Origin of the sequence: Pauljensenia sp. 20925_1_25, from assembly GCF_041433955.1 — a bacterium.
GTDB lineage: Bacteria > Actinomycetota > Actinomycetes > Actinomycetales > Actinomycetaceae > Pauljensenia.
The window spans coordinates 13,417-32,064 of record NZ_JAPWCL010000012.1 but is presented as its reverse complement, the minus strand read 5'-3'; the positions used below and the strand labels follow the sequence as shown (position 1 = coordinate 32,064).

Annotated in this window: 10 protein-coding genes; 3 read left to right on the top strand and 7 right to left on the bottom strand. The window is 65.6% G+C overall.

Features of this window, described 5'->3' with window-relative positions; all coding sequences use genetic code 11:
• Window positions 1-71: 71 nt before the first annotated feature.
• Window positions 72-3,071 (bottom strand): prealbumin-like fold domain-containing protein, encoded by a 3,000-nt coding sequence (locus tag O3932_RS06565; RefSeq protein ID WP_371537126.1) that lies wholly within the window; start codon window positions 3,069-3,071, stop codon window positions 72-74.
• Window positions 3,072-3,532: 461 nt separating this feature from the next.
• Between O3932_RS06565 and O3932_RS06560 the strand changes: the two genes are divergently transcribed.
• Together O3932_RS06560 and O3932_RS06555 are read left to right on the top strand one after the other, a co-directional pair.
• On the top strand, window positions 3,533-5,293 hold the full coding sequence (locus tag O3932_RS06560; protein WP_371537124.1) for an L-serine ammonia-lyase, iron-sulfur-dependent, subunit alpha: 1,761 nt from the start codon (window positions 3,533-3,535) through the stop codon (window positions 5,291-5,293).
• A gap of 282 nt (window positions 5,294-5,575) precedes the next feature.
• Window positions 5,576-8,623 (top strand): prealbumin-like fold domain-containing protein, encoded by a 3,048-nt coding sequence (locus tag O3932_RS06555; RefSeq protein WP_371537122.1) that lies wholly within the window; start codon window positions 5,576-5,578, stop codon window positions 8,621-8,623.
• A gap of 75 nt (window positions 8,624-8,698) precedes the next feature.
• Here O3932_RS06555 and O3932_RS06550 read toward each other — a convergent pair whose 3' ends face one another.
• Entirely contained in the window at window positions 8,699-11,233 is a 2,535-nt protein-coding gene (locus O3932_RS06550; protein ID WP_371537120.1) for an ABC transporter permease, read from the bottom strand.
• Between the two features lie 33 nt (window positions 11,234-11,266).
• Window positions 11,267-12,034 (bottom strand): ABC transporter ATP-binding protein, encoded by a 768-nt coding sequence (locus tag O3932_RS06545; RefSeq protein ID WP_371537118.1) that lies wholly within the window; start codon window positions 12,032-12,034, stop codon window positions 11,267-11,269.
• Window positions 12,035-12,697: 663 nt separating this feature from the next.
• Between O3932_RS06545 and O3932_RS06540 the strand changes: the two genes are divergently transcribed.
• Window positions 12,698-13,705, top strand: coding sequence for a DUF559 domain-containing protein (locus O3932_RS06540; protein WP_371537116.1), 1,008 nt, complete (start codon window positions 12,698-12,700; stop codon window positions 13,703-13,705).
• 1,100 nt (window positions 13,706-14,805) lie between these two features.
• Here the strand turns inward: O3932_RS06540 and O3932_RS06535 are convergent.
• The 4 genes from O3932_RS06535 to O3932_RS06520 form a co-directional block, all read right to left on the bottom strand.
• Window positions 14,806-16,572, bottom strand: a complete 1,767-nt coding sequence (locus O3932_RS06535) for a P-loop domain-containing protein (protein WP_371537113.1) — start codon at window positions 16,570-16,572, stop codon at window positions 14,806-14,808.
• A 121-nt stretch (window positions 16,573-16,693) separates the two neighbouring features.
• The gene (locus O3932_RS06530; RefSeq protein ID WP_371537110.1) at window positions 16,694-17,149 is read right to left on the bottom strand and encodes a hypothetical protein; all 456 of its coding nucleotides are present in this window, start codon (window positions 17,147-17,149) and stop codon (window positions 16,694-16,696) included.
• Window positions 17,150-17,258: 109 nt separating this feature from the next.
• Complete coding sequence (locus O3932_RS06525; RefSeq protein ID WP_371537107.1) at window positions 17,259-17,882, bottom strand: hypothetical protein; 624 nt, start codon at window positions 17,880-17,882, stop codon at window positions 17,259-17,261.
• A gap of 169 nt (window positions 17,883-18,051) precedes the next feature.
• On the bottom strand, window positions 18,052-18,456 hold the full coding sequence (locus tag O3932_RS06520; RefSeq protein WP_371537105.1) for a hypothetical protein: 405 nt from the start codon (window positions 18,454-18,456) through the stop codon (window positions 18,052-18,054).
• Window positions 18,457-18,648 lie beyond the last annotated feature (192 nt).

Sequence of the window (18,648 nt, the reverse complement as noted above, 5' to 3'; positions counted from 1 at the left end):
CTCCTGTGTGTGTGATTTCGGGAGTTTTTTCTGATGGTGGGTCGCCGTGGTCACGGGACCTCATGGGTGGCTCAGGCGTATGCCTTGCGCCTCTTGGTGGTGACCACGGTCATCACCATCGCCCCGCACATGAGCGCCGTTGCGACGCCGATGTAGGGGAAGATTCCGGTGCTGCCGGCCTTGGGCAGCTCGCCAACCTCGGTGTCCTTGACGACCAGGGTGGCCTTGTTGGTGCCGTCGATGACGAAGCCCTGCTCCACGGAGTTAGTGTTCAGTTCGGAGGAGAAGGCCTGGGCGGCACCCTTTGCCCACTTGGCCGCGTCGGTTGCGTCGGCCGCGAGTTCAACCGTCGTTCCGGAGCCGTCGGCTCGGGCGGTCGTCAGCTTGAACTCGAGGGGCTGGGGCAGGAGGGAGTGTCCTGCGGGGGCCTTGGTTTCGACCAGCCAGTAGGGGGTGTCGATATTGAGGTCGCCCACGCTCCAGTAGTATCCGTCGGTCGCGGTGGCCTGGGTCAGGGTCTTGACCACGGTGGCGTTGGCGTCCGTGTTGGGGTTGGCGTTGTAGATCGCGAACTCTGCGCCCTTGAGGGGGTACATCGCGTCGTTGTTGTCGCCGTAGGTGTACTGGTTCGTCGGGTCGGTGAACGTGGCGCCCATGTTCTGGGTGCCGGCCTTGAGCACGACGAAGTCGTGGGGGACGGTCGGGCCACAATCCTTGTTGTTGTAGTCGCCGTCGCTGTCCTTACGGTCGTCGACCAAAACCTCGTTGAAGAGGCCCTTGCCGGGGACGCGTACACCATTTCCATCGACGGAGCAGGCCAGGTCGGCCTCGTTGTAGCCGGTTGCCGCGGGGTTACGGGTGACCGCGAAGCGGATCCAGTATTCCTTGGAGGCTCCGGCAGCCAGATCGACACCGTCGGTCAGCGTGTAGACGCCGTCCGTGGCGGTGGCGTCGGACGCGGTGTCCAGGCCCGCCTGGGTCTCGGCGATCTTCGCGGACTGGATCTCCAGGCCCTTCGCGAAGTCGGGCTTGTCAGTGAGCTTGCCGGTGTTGGCGGCGAGCGTGCCGTCGTTGGTGGCGACGATCTTGTAGTCCACGGTGAAGCTGGTGGCACCGTTGGCACCGCCGTTCACCTCGATGGTCTTCGCGACGTGCAGGTCGGGGGACTGATACTCGTTGACGAACGTACAGGTGATGGGGGCTGCCTCGTTGGACGCTGCGCCGCCGACGTTCTTGAAGTTGACGCCGCGCTCGGTCTTGGTCACGGCGACGTCTTCACCGATGCCGTTGACGCACTGGATGTCCTTGAGGTTCCACTTGTCGTCGCCGCCGGTGCTGATGTCCTTCTCCGTGATGGTGAAGTCGGAGTTACCGACCTCGAAGGGGATGAAGGTCGAGTCGTACTTCGCGTTCGCCGCACCGAAGCCGGTGGGGGTCAGCGTCGCGACCGGGTCGGCTGCGGAGATGTACGAGGTCTTGGCTGGGGCGGACGAGGCCGTGGGCTTCGTGACGGTCACGGTGCCGGTCGTCGCCGGGGTGCGGTCAGTGTTGTCCGCCCAGGTATCGCCGGTGGTCACCGTGAAGTTGGCGGCGGGGATCGTTGGGTACATGCTCGAGGGATCCTCGACGTACTTCACGATGCGCACGCTTCGTTCCTCGGTGATGACGCCGTAGAGGCAGCCGTAGTTGACCGAGAGTTCCTGCGTCACGAAGGTGTCGGTGCGCTTGGCGTCTACCGAGGGGGACGCCGGGCAGTCAGCCGTCGGGATGGAGTTGAAGTTCTCCGGGGTCAGAAAGTTGGTCGCATTGTTCGCGGGGACAAAACCCCACAGGTGCAGACGGTAGGTACGACCGTTCTTCGTGAAAGTACGGTCCGAAGCAGTCTTCGTGAGCTTGACGGTATCGGAGACGTACGGGTTTTCGTTGACGTTACCCTTCGCACCGGGCCAGGTACGAGGCAAGGTCTGTTCCTTCGTCAGCTGGTCGTGAGGCTGCTCCGCACCGCCGTTGTAGTACTGGCTGTACAGGTCGTAGTCGCCGTTGCCCTCACCCACGTACTTGACGCAGTACATGCGTCCGGAACGAGACTCGGGCTTATTAACGTAGCCCTGTGAGGGATTGGCTGCGTTGGCCAGATCCGGCTCGTAGGCGGGACCAATGAAGTCACCAGCGGCCGTGTAGCCGGGACGACCCGCTTCACCAGAAAGAACAAGGTCACGAGGGAACTTGTTGTTGATTTTTTGGGTGGCATCCCAGCCGTTTCGACCAAACTGGGGAGAGCAGAAGTCGGATACGCCATCCGTCTTGACGTAGGCACCGCCTTTACGGTAGATGATCGTCGAGGCCAAGGTGTTGAAAGACTCGTAATTGACGAATGGGTACGACTCACCGGTGTCACCGGGAATCAGCCCGGTCAGCTGCAGATTGAGGGACGAGTGCAGGTACTGCTGAATTTGCTGGGTACCACCAATCGGCAGGTTGTTGTGACGGATCGCGCCGAGCAGGAAGGTCTGTCCAGGGGCAACCTGACCGGGATCGTTTGGCTTGAAGCCGATGGCCGACTGGCCGTTCACCCAGATGGCCTTACTGCCTGCGTCCCTCCACTTTTCGAAGTGGGCCTGCATCCATGCCTTACTGGCGGCGGAGTCACCCCAGTCGGCGGTCTGCTCATCCCATTTCCACGGGGCACCACGTGCAATGTAGGTCCACGCGTCGTTCGCCTTCGCGTAGGGACCGCCGAGCGTCGTCGTGGTCGGAGTATCGCCCGTGCGCACACGATTCTCTGTCATGCCCTTGACGATGCCGTAGCGAATGAAGTTGTTGTAGTCGGTGGTCGTGTCGGTCTCGGAGTTGTTGGTAACGCCTTTACCCATCCATGCAGAGACCTCACCGACATCAATCTTGGCGGCGGCGGGCTCCTGGGCGGCCTGGGCTGCCTCGGGGGTGGTGACCTGGGTTGCGACAATCGTTCCGGCGGCGGTAGCGGCGACGGCCAGGGCGGCCAGTGCGCGGGTCAGGAACCCTGTTCGCGTGTGCCGCGCGTGTCCTGCGCGCGCTCGACTCGTTCCCATTGATCATTCTCCTCAGGTCCCTTGCTTCGCTGTGGTGCCGGTGGGATGTCCGGTTCAGTTTTTCCACAACCTTGATGACGCCCAGCCTACGATGCAGTTACTGAAAAACGCAACCCGATTTTCACTACCTTCCTCGTATCTTACGTTACAGAATAACAGTCAAGGTCTATTTCCGCAAGAATTCGCTGTTTTACCAGATGGTATCAATTTAAATCGGCGCAACATACATCGTTGCTTTGCCATTTTTAACGGCTGGCAACAAATCAAAATGCGGAACTAGACGCAACTTGACACCCTCGCACAAACAATACCGCACGCCCCGTCACCCCACTCCCGAAGGCCCTGGACGCCCACACTGCATCGAACACACACCGCCCCCAACCTCCCACTCACTACCTTCTCACCCTCCCTACCCCGGCCTCGTCACGCGCGAGGAGCCGAGCACCTGCACAATAGGGCGCATGGATCTTCGCCCCGTCGCGCTTGGCGCGCCCGTTACCGCTTACGACCCGTCGCGTCCCACGCCCGCCGCTATCGTCTCGGGTGAGGTCGCCGCGCACGACGCGCCGCACCCACTGTCGGTGTTCGACATGTTCCGCATTGGGATCGGGCCGTCGTCGTCGCACACGGTGGGGCCGATGCGCGCGGGACTCGCGTTCACGACGGAGCTGACGGCGCTGACGCCGCCGTCACACATCACGATTGACCTGTTCGGCTCACTGGGCGCGACGGGCCGAGGCCACTCAACGGACCGCGCGGTCCTCCTAGGTTTGGCGGGTTACGACCCAGAGACGGTGGATATCGACACGGTGGAGGCGATTCTGCCGACGCTGGCGCGCACGGGCACGCTCACGCTGCCGAGCGGCACGCGCATTCCCCTGAATATCGCCGAGGACATCCGCTTCGTCCCACGCACGGTCTTGCCCTATCACGTGAACGCGCTGACGATCACGGCCACCAGCCAGGACGGCGACGTCATCCTCCAGCGCACCTATTACTCGGTGGGCGGTGGCTTCGTCATGCTGCAGACGAACGACGACCCGCAGGATCCCGAGGTCTCCTCTCTCGCCTCCAGCCAGGCGGGCGTCGGCATCGACATTCCGGCACCGCACCCCTTCGCGTCGGCGGCAAAGCTGCTCGCCCAGTGCGACGAGGCCGGCCTGAGCATCGCGGACCTCGTGCGTACGAATGAGGAGGCGGTGCGCCCACGCGACACGCTCAACGCCTACCTGGATCGCATCGCGGACACAATGTTCGACTGCGTGGACGCGGGCACGTCGGCGGCAGGCATTCTCCCAGGCGGCTTGGATGTGCCGCGCCGCGCCCGAGCGCTCGCCGGAAAACTCGCCCAGCGCTTGACGGGCATCCCCGCATCGCCTGTGGAGTCGATGGACGAGGCCGGGGCTGGCTCGAGCGGTCGTCGCGCGGCGGGCGCTGCGTGGGCGTCGACGACGGCGGATCCCATGCGAGCGATGGATTGGGTCAACCTGTTCGCCTTGGCTGTGAACGAGGAGAACGCGGCCGGCCACCGCGTGGTGACGGCACCAACGAACGGGGCGGCGGGCGTCATCCCGGCGGTCTTGGGCTACCTGGTGACGCACTGCCCGGAGACGGGTTCGGTGCCGGGTGTGGCAGCGGGTCCTGCCACGGAGGACGGGGCAGTCCAGCCGCTGCGCCACATCCGCATGACACCTGCTACTTCTGCCGACTCGCTGGCGGAGTGCACGGATTCCGGCGACGAGGCCACGGCCTCGTCCGTGGAGGAGTGCGCGGCGCGCCGCCGAGCCCTCGTGCACGAGTTCCTGCTGGCCGCCACGGCCATCGGCGCGCTGATCAAGACGAACGCGTCCATCGCAGGTGCCGAGGTCGGCTGCCAGGGCGAGGTCGGGTCGGCCTCGGCGATGGCGGCGGCCGGCCTGGCCCAGGCGCTGGGCGGCACCCCGCAGCAGGTGGAGAACGCGGCCGAGATCGCGATGGAGCACTCGCTGGGGCTGACCTGTGACCCGGTGGCGGGCCTCGTGCAGGTGCCGTGCATCGAGCGCAACGCGATTGCCGCCGTGAAGGCTATTAACGCTGCGCGCATGGCGCTGTGGGGCGACGGGCGGCACATGGTGAGCCTGGACGTCGTCATCGAGACGATGCGCCAGACCGGCAACGACATGCTCTCGAAGTACAAGGAGACCTCGGAGGGAGGCCTGGCCGTCAACGTCGTCGAGTGCTAGCCAGGCTCGGTCGGGATCGGGGAACAAGCACCACTGACAAGTCGCTAACACTCCCCCGCCGGGGCACCATGTGCTCCACATGTCAAATATGCAACGCATCCCACAAACGCATAGAAATATCCTGATAATACTCGTTTTACTACGACTCCTGACTATCCGATTACTCCGAAAACCGCCCTGCTGTGACAAATGTTTGCAGGCGCCCGCCGACACAGATAGCATTGTCATCAGTTAGTTTGGCGATAACCAGCGGGCACAATGACCCGCCGCGACGGAGTAGGCATGGGACTGACAGACACACACGACCGAAACGCCTCGCGGGGCACCGCCCCCACGGCGGGCACCCCGGCAGGGAACGACGCCGGCACCCACGTAGACCACCACGCACCGCAATTCCTGCGCGCCCTGGCCGGAACGTGCGCGGCGGTGATGGCGGTGGGAGGCCTCGCGGTCGCGACCCCCACCGCGCAGCCCGCGCAGGCTGCCCAGGAACCCGAGGGTGCAGCGACCTTCACGATCACGAACGTGGCCTCGATTTTCACGGATTCGGTCGTCAATAATTCGCCGACGGAGCGCACGTACCCGTTCATCGACCCCAGCGACGAGCCGGGCGTGTGGGACTACAACTTCCGCCGCCTGGTCTACTACGGCACGGTCGAAGACACGCGCAACCAGGTGGACCGATACGCCTACATGGAGACCTACAAGCCGAACATGTGGTCGCGCGACGGCTGGGTCAAGCCCCTGGACCAGTGGGGGCCGTGGCCAGGCGGCTCGCTGCAGGAGGGGACGGGCTGGAAGCGCGCCCAGTGGCTGGAATCCTCCCTGGCGTCGCAGGGCTACTGGAGCTACACGACGCGCTCGCTGCCGTGGGGCGAAAACCCGGCGGAGAACGGCGTCATCTTCTACAACAACCAGACGACGAACCAGGGCAAGATCGCGCCGTGGAAGCAGACGGCGGTGGGCTTCCAGCCGGCCTCGCCGGGCACGGTCGCAGCCGGCAAACCCTTCCTGCTGGGCACGCTGCGCAACAACAACCTGCCGATTTTCAACAACTTGGAGCGAGGCACGGGCAGGAACGAGAAGACACTGACCGATGTGGGTCCGCAGCGGTATTTCCACGGAGACCTGAACCTGCGCATCCAGGGTGACGGTTTCGCCATGCAGGGGGCGATCCCGTGGGACGTTGAGGAGTCCCAGGACGACACGGAGACGACGGTCGTGCCGCGCGCGGGCGGTGCCTACACCATCGTCGCCAACAGCGTGTGCGACACGAACCCTGACGGATCGGTGGCCGCGAACGGACGCCGCCGCAAGATCGGCGGGAAGTTCACGGGACCGGCACGCCTCTACAACCCAGAGGGCCGCAATACCGACCAGTGGCTGACAGGTAAGACCGTGTGCGCCCAGCACGTCGGCGCTGGAAACGGCACGCACGACCTGTACAACAAGGGACAGAAGGGCCACATCGACCAGACCGCGGGCTGGGCGAAAGCGCAGCGTGCGGAGAACGACTGGCCGGACGCCGTCGATATCTCCCTGCGCACCCCGGCCTCGAACGACACGGTCTCCATCTCCACCTCCACACTGCCCGACACGGTGTGGGAGAAGGACGGGATCCGCTACCGCATGACGATCTGGGGCTTCACAGACAACGGCCGCAGCGCCTCGTGCCCGGCGGCTCCCCCGGAGGGCGCGCAGCCCGTCACGTCCATGAGCACGCCGGAACTCAACATGAGCTTCGCGTGCCTGTATGCCTCGATCACGCAAGAGCGCTACGTGCGCATCCACAAGGTCATCACCACGGACGGCGGCCGCACGTACGCGACCCAGCCGTCGGCAACCTTCACCTCCACGGCGACCCGCGACGCGGTTGACGCGCCGGCCGGTGCCACGGCCTCGTCGACGACGCCGGACGGCACGGCGGTGTCCGGCTGGGTCCAGGACGGCTCCTTCAACCAGACCATCACCCCCACCGGGGTCGGCGCAGACAAGAAGGGGTCCATGGCCTCGTACCAGGCGTTCCTGGTGGGGCACTCGGACTTCACGATCACGGAAAGCGGCGTGACCAGCCCGGACGCGCCGGACGACGAGTGGACGCTTGAGTCGATCTCGTGCGTGAATGGCGCGGGCGAGGCCGTGGCAGCGACCGTGGACACCGACACGAAGAGCGTGAATTTCGCGGGTGTCGGAGCGGTGGCGAGCGCGGCCGCGCAGACGATTGACTGCACGTTCACGAACCACGCGAAGAGCGCGGACGTGAGCGTCAAGCAGGAACTCGTGGCAAACGGCGGCGAGAACGGGTCCGTGACCTTCGACGTGGATTACAAGGTGACGGCCACGAACAGCGGATCGCTGGACTCGGACACGGGGGCCTTGCAGGTCGCGCCCGGCTTCCCCTCCGGTCTGACGATCAACTCGGTGCGCGTGGCCGCCACACAGGACGGCCTGGACGCCGCGACCGAGCTGAGCGGCGCGGGCGGGCGCTACCAGATCACGGGCGGCGACCCGCTGCCCGCGAACTCGTCGCGCGAGTACTGGGTGCGCATAAACGTGACGCGCTCGGAGGCACCGACCGTCGACGAGTCACGCTTCTCGTGCCGCTACCTGGGGGCTCCGCGCTCGGGGTACGGCCTCTACAGCGAGGTGATCGCCGCGTCGGATCGAGATTCGGACGGCTCAGATAACAACAAGGTGTGCGGCCCGGTCCGCGTGCGCACGGTCATCATCGCGAAGGCCGGCCGCCAGTTCACGAACCTCCAGTGGCCCGAAATCGCCAACGAGTACATAGACGCGCAGGGCTACTCCTACTATCCACTGGCTGGCTCCGAGTTCGCGATCTACGACGTGGACCCGCGCGTCAACGGGTCGGCCACCCCGGTCCTGACGCTGGATGCGTCGAACACCGGCGACTTCCCGTACTACTGGAAGGTGACGACGCTGGCGACGGATAAGAAGTACTGGCTGGTCGAAACCAAGGCCCCCGACGGCCACCTGCTCCTACCCCAGCCAATCGGCTTCACCCTGAGCGCGCAGCTGGCCGACGGCACGGGCACGAACGTCATGCCCGACACGGAGATCTTCGACCAGAACAAGTGGACGAAGGCCTCCGTCCAGGTCTACAACTCCGGCTACAACGACCTGACGTTGGACGTGCAGGGCATGATCATCGACGGCAAGTTCACGGCCACGATCATGGTCGCCGACAGGGAGGCCCCGACCCTGCCTCTTTCGGGTGGGCCGGGACTGTACCCGTACCTAGCGGCCTCGGCAGCCCTAATCGCCTCATCGCTGGCGACCCGCGCGGCCCGCAGGAGGATCGCACGCTGACGCGAAGCGCACGCTGACGCGGGCGGGGCGCTGTGGATCATACCCACAGCGCCCCGCCCGCCATTCAACCGGCACTCACTCGGTCGCCAGCGCCTCCGAGGGGCTGACCTTCGCTGCCCGACGTCCCGGCAGCCACGAGGCGACCAGAGCGGAGACAATCGCGACGGCACACACGCCGACCAGCTGCAGCCACGGCACGCTCATCACAGCCGTTGCTCCCTCGATGGGCAGGCTCATGACACCGACCCACCCGAAGGCGATGCCCAGGCCAACACCGATCAACGCGCCGGTCAGGGACAGGAACAGCGCCTCGAGGGCGAGGAGGCTCTTCATCTGGCGTCGCGTCAGACCCAGCGCGCGCAGCAGACCGTTCTCGCGGGTACGTTCGGCCACCGACAGGGACAGGGTGTTGGCGACGCCGACCAGGGACACGACGACGGACACGCCGAGCAGCCCGACGAGGACCATCATCATCTGGTCAATGACCTTCGTGTACATCTGGCGCTCCAGGGCGGAGCCGTTGACGCTGAGCTGCGAGTCCTTGAGCAGCGTGCTCTGGACAGCCTCGACGTCGGCCCCATCGGCCAGCTTAATAATGATCGCCTGACGCTCGGGTGAGGTCACGATGGAACGCAAGGTCTTCTCGGAGACCCGGGTGTCCCCGTCGCTGAGGTCCTTGTCGTACGCGGCGCTCAGGTCCGTGCACGTGTCGGCGCACAGGCGCAGCATCTGCCCTGCCAGGGCCTTGTCGCCGACGCGCACCTCGTCGTCGCCCATCTGAGTGACGGTCGAGTGAGTGACGCCCGTGTAGTTGGGTTCACCGGTGATCATGACGGGCAACGTCATGCCAGGCTCCACCGCACCACTACCCTCTGCCGGTTCGAAGGCGGAGGCACTTGGCGCCAGGGTCAGGACGCCGGGGGCGGCGTACTGGGCGACGGTGGCGGCAACACCGTCGGTGGCCGCGATGGCCGCCTGCTGGTCGTCAGTGAGTTCCCCGGTCGTAGACACAGCAATGAGATCGAAGGGACGGGCGTCATTCACGGCATTCGTCAGGGTAGTGCGCACGGAGGCCGCACCCACCATGATGGTGACGACGAGGGTCACACCGATGAGGATCGCCGAGCCAGTCGCGGAGGTGCGACCGGGGTTGCGCATCGTGTTCTCACGGGCCATGGCGGACAGCATGCCAGGGAAGACCACGCCAAACGCCCGAGTAAGAGCGGGCAGCAGGACGGAGACCGCGACCACCGCACCGAGGAGGGCCACGAGCGCTCCGCCGAAGGACAGCATGAACTTCTGGCTGGCACTATCCAAGCGCCACGCGTACGCAACGAGCGCGCTACCCGACGCAGCGACGAGGACTCCGAGGATGAAGCGCAGGGTGTGCTTCTTCCGGGACCCAGCCCCGGCCTCGTTCACGGGCGCGAGGGCCGCGATAGGGGCGACGCGGGAGGCCGCGCGCGCCGGGAAGACACCGACCAGAGTCGTGAACAGGGTCGCACCCAGCCACGTGAGGGCAAGCTGCCAGACGGAGACTCCGACCAAGACCTCGGCGATGCTAGTGCCCAGGCCGCTTTCCACCACCGCGAGCGCGCCAATCATCCAGCCGACCACGACGCCAATCGCCGACGAGATCGCTCCGATCGCGAAGGCCTCGCGGGTCACGAGCGAGCGGACCTGACGCCTGGTCGCCCCGAGCGTGCGCAGCAACGCCAGCTCGCGGGTGCGCTGCGTGAGCACGACGCGGAAGGTCGAGGAGACGACGATAGAGGCCACGAGTGCCGCGATCGCCGGGAAGATCAGCATGATCCCCGTCGTCACCGATGCCCCCAGGCGCGCCTGATCCAGGTCCTTCGTGATCGCCTCGCGCACGCTGGTCACACTCACGCCCGAAATGTCGCTGAGCGCGGAGTTCGCCTTCGCCACCCACTCGTCTTGGGTGGCCTCCGGAGGGTTTTCGTTGCTGTCTGCGTCCGTTCCACTGGTCGCGACAATGAACTTCCCAGACGCGGTGCTCCCAAAGATCGCGGAGAAGCCGCCGTCGGTCACGTAGCTGGCGGGAATGCCCATGCTGATCGTGTTCGAGCGCGTGGTGCCGACAATGGTGAGGGTGCGGTAGTCGCCCTCGGTGAATCCAGAGCGCACTTTCAGAGTGTCGCCGACCTTCAGCGAGAGGGACGAGGCCGTGGACTCCGGGATGATGATCTGGTCGTCGGCGGTCGGGGCCGTTCCGGCGCTCAGAACCGGCTCGGCGAAGGGTTTGGGGGCCAGCGGCGAGACGTAGAGGCCCCCGCGCGTCGTGTCGGTCTGGGCGACGACGGGCAACTGGGCCATGTGCTTGATGGCAGTAACGCCGTTAGTGTCCTTCAGGGCTTTTTCAGCGCTCTCGATGGTACCCTCAGGCGCGTCGTTGTCTTGGGAGACGACGATCGTGCCGCCTTGATACTGGCTGTAGACGCCGGAGGTCAAGCTCGACGTCATCGCCGCCATGACGATAAGAGTGATGACGATGAAGGCTGTGGAAATAGCGACGGCCAGGCCCGTCGAGATGTAACGGCGGCCGTGGGAGCGCAGGTTGGCGCTCAGGAGTGAGTTTGTTGCAGACATGAGGTGAGCCTTGGGAACAGTGTGGGGACGCGTTCAGCGCAGCGCCGCGGTCAGAGTATCGGCGGTGACGTCGCGCAGGTCGGAGACGATGCGACCGTCGCGGCACACGAGGACGCGATCCGCGTAGGCGGCGGTGCCGGTGTCGTGGGTGACCATGATGACGCTCTGACCGAGTTCGTCGACGGCGCAGCGCAGCAGGTCCATGACCTCTGTGGTGGAGTGCGAGTCGAGGTTGCCGGTGGGTTCGTCCGCGACGATGACGGCGGGACGACTCATGAGCGCTCGGGCGACAGCGACGCGCTGCTGCTGGCCGCCGGACATTTCAGAGGGGCGGTGATTCAGGCGGTCTGCGATGCCCAGGGAGTTGACGATCAGGTCGAACCAGTCCTTGTCGGGGGTCTTTCCTGCGAGGCGCATGGGCAGGAGGATGTTGGATCGTGCGTCCAGTGTGGGCACCAGGTTGAAGGACTGGAACACGAAGCCGATGCGGTCGCGGCGCAGCTTGGTCAGCGCGGTGTCTTTCAGGGCGGTGATGTCGGTGTCTTCGACGAAGACGTGCCCGGAGGTGGGGGCGTCGAGGCCGGCGAGGATGTGCATCATCGTGGACTTGCCGGAGCCGGAGGGACCCATGATGGCGGTGAATTCGCCGGCACCGAAGCCGACGCTCACGTCGTCGAGGGCGCGCACCTGCGCGTCGCCGTTTCCGTAGATCTTGGAGACGCCCTGGAGTCGGACGATGGACGAGGCCGGGGCCTCTTGGGTGGCCGCGGTGGCCTGTGCGATTGTCGTGTTCGTGTTCATGTATACATACTGCATGGTCAGCTTGTGTCTTCGCTACGGAGGTTTCCCCTGATTGATCCCCGAGACCACCCGGGGTGTCTTCGGGGCATTCCGGGTTCCGGAGCCGACGTGTCCTCCGGGCACGGTATGAGTCCCGCGTTATTCGAGTGCCATTCAGCGTGAAGGAACGAGATTCAGGCTCAGGATCGGTCTACACATACGGCACTCCCCCAGAAAAGTCGCACGTAGCTTCCCTTGGCCAGTTTTCATTAACCTCCACAAACGTTGCGATTCCAACGATCCCACCTCAGCGTTTGCAAGGTTTATATGGAAATCACATGCGACATGTGCGGGAAACCATGCCGGGGTCAGGGGACTCAGGGACGGGGGCGAAACCAACGCCCAGCCACATCCGCCCCACGCCCAACCACACCCTTCATACCCAACAGGCACCCCGGCCTCGTCCCCCATCCGATCTGCCCACATTCGCCAAACTGCACGCAACCCACGGGTACACCACGCTGCCCGGCCCCCACCAGGCACCCCGGCCTCGCATCCGCACCACTCATGCGCTCAAAACGCAGACCACCTCGCCCAAAACACCCCACATTCACCCAATTCCACCGAAGTGGTCTGCGCTTTGGGCGCACACCGTACAATTGGAAGCACGTCGAAGGAGACACAATGGATGCGCATACGATCTACACCATTGCGGCGCACGCATACTCCACCACAGGTGCGAACAACGCTGAGCGCCGTCGACTCGCTCGGCGTGCTCAGCTGGGCGAGCTGGTGAGGATCGCTCCCGGCTACTACCTCGACGCCGCGACTATCACCGCGCATTCCGAGCCACCCGTCATCGTCGCACTTGCACGGCTGCTCGCCCTGCAGCACAAGCATCCCCACCTCATCGTGTCCGGACCAACCGCCGCATGGCTCCGGGGCCTGCCACTTCTGCACCAGCACCCACTCCACGTCACCACGGTTTCCGACCAGCACCCGCGCCCGATCCCACTCCCGGAGATTCACTCGGGTCCACTCCATATCCCGGCGGTCACGGTGCGCCCACACCGGCCGCGAGGAGGACGATCACCGGCGATGAATCGCTACGACGGGGACATCATGGGCGCGACGCTCGAGGATACGATCATTGACTGCGCGCTAGCACTCGACCGGGAGGAGGCATTTGTCGTCGCATGCGCGGGTTTGCACGAACTGGCGCGATACAGGCGCTTCTACCGGGACGATTCTCGGCAACGCGAGGAGCACAACCGTATGCGCCTGCTGCACATGATCACCTCCTCGGGTCAGGGGACGAAGCATGTGACTTCCGCGCGCTGGGTGCTCGCTCACGCGGACGCGGGGTGCGACAGTGCTGGGGAATCGCGCCTGCTCTACCTGCTGGTGCAAAGCGGCCTGCAGGGTTTGGAAACTCAATACCCAGTGTTAGCCTCGAACAAGTGGTACTTCATCGACGTAGCCATTCCGGAGCACCGGATCGGCATCGAATTCGACGGTCGAGGCAAGTACGGCTCCGACATTGACTCCGTCCACCGCTCCATCGAGGCCGAGGAGCGCCGTCAGCGACTGCTCGAAGCGCAGGGCTGGCGTATCCGCCGTTTCCGATGGGAGGCACTGGCCCACCCCGAGGAAGTCCTCGCGCAGATCCGGGCGCTGCTCGAACACAGCTAGTTCGAGTCGCGCAAGGCTACGTCTCATACTGGCTTTGGGACTTCGGGGCTTCGGGGCTTCGGGGCTTCGGGGCTTCGGGGCTTCGGGGCTTCGGGGCTTCGGGGCTTCGGGGCTTCGGGCGAGGTTACCGGACGTAACCGGGGACGGGATCCGACCCACATCTGCACATCGTCCGTTCTCCCCGACTTGAAGAGATCCCCGCAGGTGTCCACCGTTGCCCCGTTCGTCGCAGTCTCGACCACAGTGCGCCCAAATCGCAGACCACCTCGCCCAAAACACCCCAAATTCACTCAATTTCACCGAAGTGGTCTGCACTTTGGGCGCATCCATCCCCAACACCGCCAATATGGAGACAGCAGCAAGGCCTACGGGATTGCCACAGCGTCCGTGGGCGACGGAGCCCGGCCGGACATCGGAAACGACGCACCGATCCGCATCATTCACCACAACCCCACAGGTGTGGAGGGCGCCGGAGGGACCGGAGGGCCTGGCCGGGCTTCGAGGCGCGGCGCCGAACGAAGTGAGGTCGCCCAGCCTCGCGGGCGGCCGGACCCTCCGGCGCCCGGAACACCAGCGGGGCCTAGCTGCGCTTCCTGTGGGCGGCGGCAGGGCCTGGCCAGACAACGAGACGACGCACCGAACCACACGTCAACAACCTGCCCCACCGGCATGGAGGGCACCGGAGGGACCGGAGGGCACGGGCAGCCGGACCCGAAGGCGCCCGGAACATTAGCGGCACCACCAGTAACACCGCACACCAGGCGCCGCCGGTGTGGAGGGCACCGGAGGGCACGGAGGGCCAGGCTGCGGTGCCCGTGGGCGGCGGCAGGGCCTGGCCGGACAACGAGCCGACGCGCCCGGCCACGCACAGCGATACAGCGCCGCCGGTGTGGAGGGCGCCGGAGGGACCGGAGGGCCAGGGCGGGCTTCGAGGCGCGGCGCCGAACGAAGTGAGGTCGCCCAGCCTCGCGGGCGGCCGGGCCCTCCGGCGCCCGGAACACCCGTGGGGCCACAAGCAACCCGACCCAGCAAGCGGGCGGGCCGCCGCCCACGGGCACAGGCACACCAAGCAGCCCGACCCAGCGGGCGCCCGGCAGCGCCTACGACTCGGAAACCTCGCCCGCAACAACCTCGCCGCGCGGCTCGCGCAGGGCCAGGCCGCGGTAGCGGTTGATGGCCGCACCCACGTCGATGAGGCGCGGGCGCGCCAGGAACGCCGGGTAGGAGCGGGCACCGAACTTGCAGACGGCGTCCAGGCCTTCGGAGGCGAGGCGTCGGCCGAGCTTGGCCATGAGGTCGGGCATCGACTGTTTGCCGGTCATCTCCTCGAGGACGCCGCGCACGCACCAGGCGATGGCCTCGGCCTGCCCGGGGTCGACGACGGCGGCGACGTCGGAGATGTCGATGGTTGATCGGTCGATGGTCAGCACGGACGTGCCCGAGGCTTTGGTGCGTGGGCGGTCCACGCGGGCTTTCGCGGCGGGTACGCGGGGTGCTGCCTCCCAGCTGGTGGGGGCGTCGGTGCGGGGGCGCGGCAGGTTGGCTACGACTGTGCGCGCGCGGGAGGTGACGTCGAGGCAGTGGTAGTTGTCCATCATGAGGACCCGGTCGGCGGCGTCGAGGAACGCTCCGGAGCCGCCGACGACCATGATGAGGGAGATCCCGGCCTCGGTGAGGGAGGTGACGCGGTCGACGAGGGGCGTGATGGGTTCTTTGTCGGCGGCGACGAGGTCGCGCATGCGGGTGTCGCGGATGAGGAGGTTGGTGGCGGAGGTGTCTTCGTCGATGAGGAGTGTGCGTGCGCCCAGCTCGAGGGATTCGATGATGGAGGCGGCCTGTGAGGTGGATCCGGATGCGTTTTCGGTGGAGAAGGACGTGGTGTCGGCACCGCCGGGCAGGTGGGTGATAAAGGGTGAGATGTCGACGCCGGTGACGGCTCGGCCGTCGGCGGCGCGCACCTTCGTGGCGGTGGGGTCGGTGGCGACGAGTTCGCGGCCGTCGCCGGGCACGTGCGCGTACACGCCTTGGGCGATGGCTTCGAGGAGCGTGGATTTGCCGTGGTAGCCGCCGCCCACGATGAGGGTGAGGCCCGGGGGGATCGCCATGCCGGACACCTCGCCGGCGTGCGGCAGGGTGACGGTGGCGCGCAGGGATTCGGGGGCGGTAAAGGCGACGACGCCGTCCCCGGCCAGGGGTGCTTCGGACACGCCGGAGCGTCGCGCGAGCATGGCCTCGTCGGCGACGAAGGATACCCAGCCGCGGTCTTCGAGGATGCCCTGGAGGGCGCGGTAGTCTTCGTAGGCGGCGACGTGGCCGAGGAGGCGGGAGCGCTTGCGGGTGGTGGCCGGGTCTTCGGAGACGAAGTCGAAGCAGTCCATGATGATGTTGGGCACGTCCACGTCGAAGAGGCGTGCGGCGCTCTTACCGAGGATGGTGCGTCCGCGCGCGGGGAGTTTGACCTGGAATCGTACTTCGACTCGGTCGGGCAGGACGGTCGCGTAGGAGCGTTGGAGGATGAGGGCACCGGCACGGGCGATGGACACGTCGCGCGCGCCGCGGGCGCGGATAGCCTCGTCGAAGGCACGGGCGATGAAGTCCCCGGCTGCGAGGCGTGCGTCGGGCGAGGCCAGGGCGGCCTCGGGCAGGCCCATGGCCTCGGGTCGGGTCCAGGCGCGCAGGGATGAGGGCGGGGCGTAGGGGTCGGCCTGCACGTGGTCTATGGCGAGGGTGAAGTCGCCGTAATCCCAGGCACCGAGGGCGTTCTTGTAGAACCCGTAGGGTCTCCCGTCCGCGTATCGGAGCTGATCGAGCAGGTCAGCGTCGGTTCCGGAAATCGAGCGCGCGGGGGCTTCGTATCGGGGAGTCATACGTCAAGTTTACAGGCGCATCCACGCGCGTCGGGGTTCGCGCGGTGGCCGGGTCGTGAGGTTCGGGGACGAGGCCGGGGCGCGGGTTCCTCGGGGAGGAGGCCAGGGTTGGGGTGCGCGGTCAGCCGAACAACCAGATAATGAAGGCGATGAGGGCAGCCAGGTCGACGACGAAGCACGCGAGCACAACATAGAAGGTGGTCCGGGCGAGCTTGATGGCGGGCTCGGGGACGCGGTAGTCGACTGCGGCGCGTACCTGCGCTCGCGCGGCTGGCAGGCATGCGCCGGACAGGATGATGAAGCAGAAAAAGATGCTCAGCAGCGAGATGGTGATCAGGATGACGGAGGAGGTTCGGACCCGGGCATTGTAGGAAGCCCTGACTTGTTCCACCAGTATCTGGCCGTAGGTGACCAGGCATCCGTGGCGTGAGGCATGCGCCGGGAGGTGTGGGGGCCGCGAGAACGGGTGTTTCCCCGGGGTCTGTACTGGAACAGCCGTGTGATCCCAGGCGTGCGCCGAAGCGGGCACTTGTACGGCTCCGGGCTGGCGCGCGAAGACGTTGTTGATGTTACTCATGCGCTGCTCCAGATGTGGTTGCCTTCAGATCGCTGCTGCATCCTATCGCAGACACCTGAGGAACAAAACGGGCGGGTCCAGGAACATTCCTGGACCCGCCCGCACGAGGTCATGATTGCGACGCAAGGGCCATCCAAAAGATCACAATGAACAAGACGAAGCCGCTAATTTGCAGGATCGAAATGATCATCGCGACGAGCCAGCCCGCGCGCGCACGGTCCACAACGTCCTGTGGGGCCCCAATCGACCGTGCCTTTGAGACAAGCGAGTGCCCCCACACCCAGGCGGGAACAGACAGAATAATCGGGGCAAGGAAGAAGCTCATGCCGGCCATGCACATGACGATCATTGCGCTGGAGCGAATCGATTCGTACTCGTAGTTGGCTGGCGACGCATACAGGGGCTGACCATACACGGGCTGGCCGTATCCCGCCTGGCCGTAGGGACCCTGCTCACCGTATCCCGCCTGAGCATACGCGACCTGCTGGCCGTATCCTGCCTGGCCGTAGGGGCCCTGCTGGCCGTATCCTGCCTGACCGTAAGGACCCTGCTGGCCGTATCCTGCCTGACCGTAAGGACCCTGCTGACCATACGCGACCTGCTGACCGTATCCCGCCTGACCATACGCTTCCTGCTGGCTATAGGGACCCTGCTGGTCGCTCTTCCCTTGCCGTTCGAGGGCCATGTAGTCGTCGGACACCTGCTGCGCAAAGATATTCTCGGGATCGCTCATCCATTACTCCCAGTGACTGTCTCTCATGAATCTACGGCTCATGGTATCGCAGACCGCTGTCGGCACTGTAGGCGGACCCAGATACCCACTGGGAATCACTGATCGCTCCGCCCCCGCTGCTACTCTTGTTCCGGGGACAGACCTCGGGAGCCGCGTGGCGTAACGCTCATCAGCGCGAGATCGACACCAACAAGAATCCCCACACCGCCACGATGGCAATGAGGACCACCAGGGCAACGCCGAGGACCACAAGATGAATGATCGAGCACATCTTGGCGGCTGATCGGGCGCTCGCGAGTTCGTTCATCAGGGGCATCGGCACGCCCGCGAGTCGGGCTTCCTCGATCAGCTTGTCGGACCAGATCCACATCGCGCCCGACAGCATGAGGCCGCCGAACAGAAAACTCAGGAAGGACAAGGTGCGGACCGTCGACGCGTTCGACTGGGCGCGCTGCACCGCGAAAGGCGAAGCCTGGTAGCCGGGGAAACCCTGCGGCCCGTAGCCGGGCCCGTAGCCCGCATCCCCCTGGCCGTAAGGTGCCTGCTGCGGGTAGGGGTTGATGGGATCACTCATGCGTCACTCCACAATCGTTGTCCGGCAGATGCTCGACTGATCCTAACGCGCCAAATGCACAGCGGCGAGGCCTGGGCTGGCTCAGCCCTCATGCTCGGCCCCGCCACGGCCTCGTCCCACGCACGCTACTTGGCCTCGTCCCACACCCACAGCGCACCCAGTTTGCCGCGACCACGAAGCCCCGCCACGGCC

Coding starts and splice junctions, on each gene's coding strand:
- O3932_RS06525 (WP_371537107.1), bottom strand. CDS start 17,882: ATGAGCGATCCCGAGAATATCTTTGCGCAGCAGGTGTCCGACGACTAC.
- O3932_RS06560 (WP_371537124.1), top strand. CDS start 3,533: ATGGATCTTCGCCCCGTCGCGCTTGGCGCGCCCGTTACCGCTTACGAC.
- O3932_RS06540 (WP_371537116.1), top strand. CDS start 12,698: ATGGATGCGCATACGATCTACACCATTGCGGCGCACGCATACTCCACC.
- O3932_RS06520 (WP_371537105.1), bottom strand. CDS start 18,456: ATGAGTGATCCCATCAACCCCTACCCGCAGCAGGCACCTTACGGCCAG.
- O3932_RS06530 (WP_371537110.1), bottom strand. CDS start 17,149: ATGAGTAACATCAACAACGTCTTCGCGCGCCAGCCCGGAGCCGTACAA.
- O3932_RS06565 (WP_371537126.1), bottom strand. CDS start 3,071: ATGGGAACGAGTCGAGCGCGCGCAGGACACGCGCGGCACACGCGAACA.
- O3932_RS06535 (WP_371537113.1), bottom strand. CDS start 16,572: ATGACTCCCCGATACGAAGCCCCCGCGCGCTCGATTTCCGGAACCGAC.
- O3932_RS06555 (WP_371537122.1), top strand. CDS start 5,576: ATGGGACTGACAGACACACACGACCGAAACGCCTCGCGGGGCACCGCC.
- O3932_RS06550 (WP_371537120.1), bottom strand. CDS start 11,233: ATGTCTGCAACAAACTCACTCCTGAGCGCCAACCTGCGCTCCCACGGC.
- O3932_RS06545 (WP_371537118.1), bottom strand. CDS start 12,034: ATGAACACGAACACGACAATCGCACAGGCCACCGCGGCCACCCAAGAG.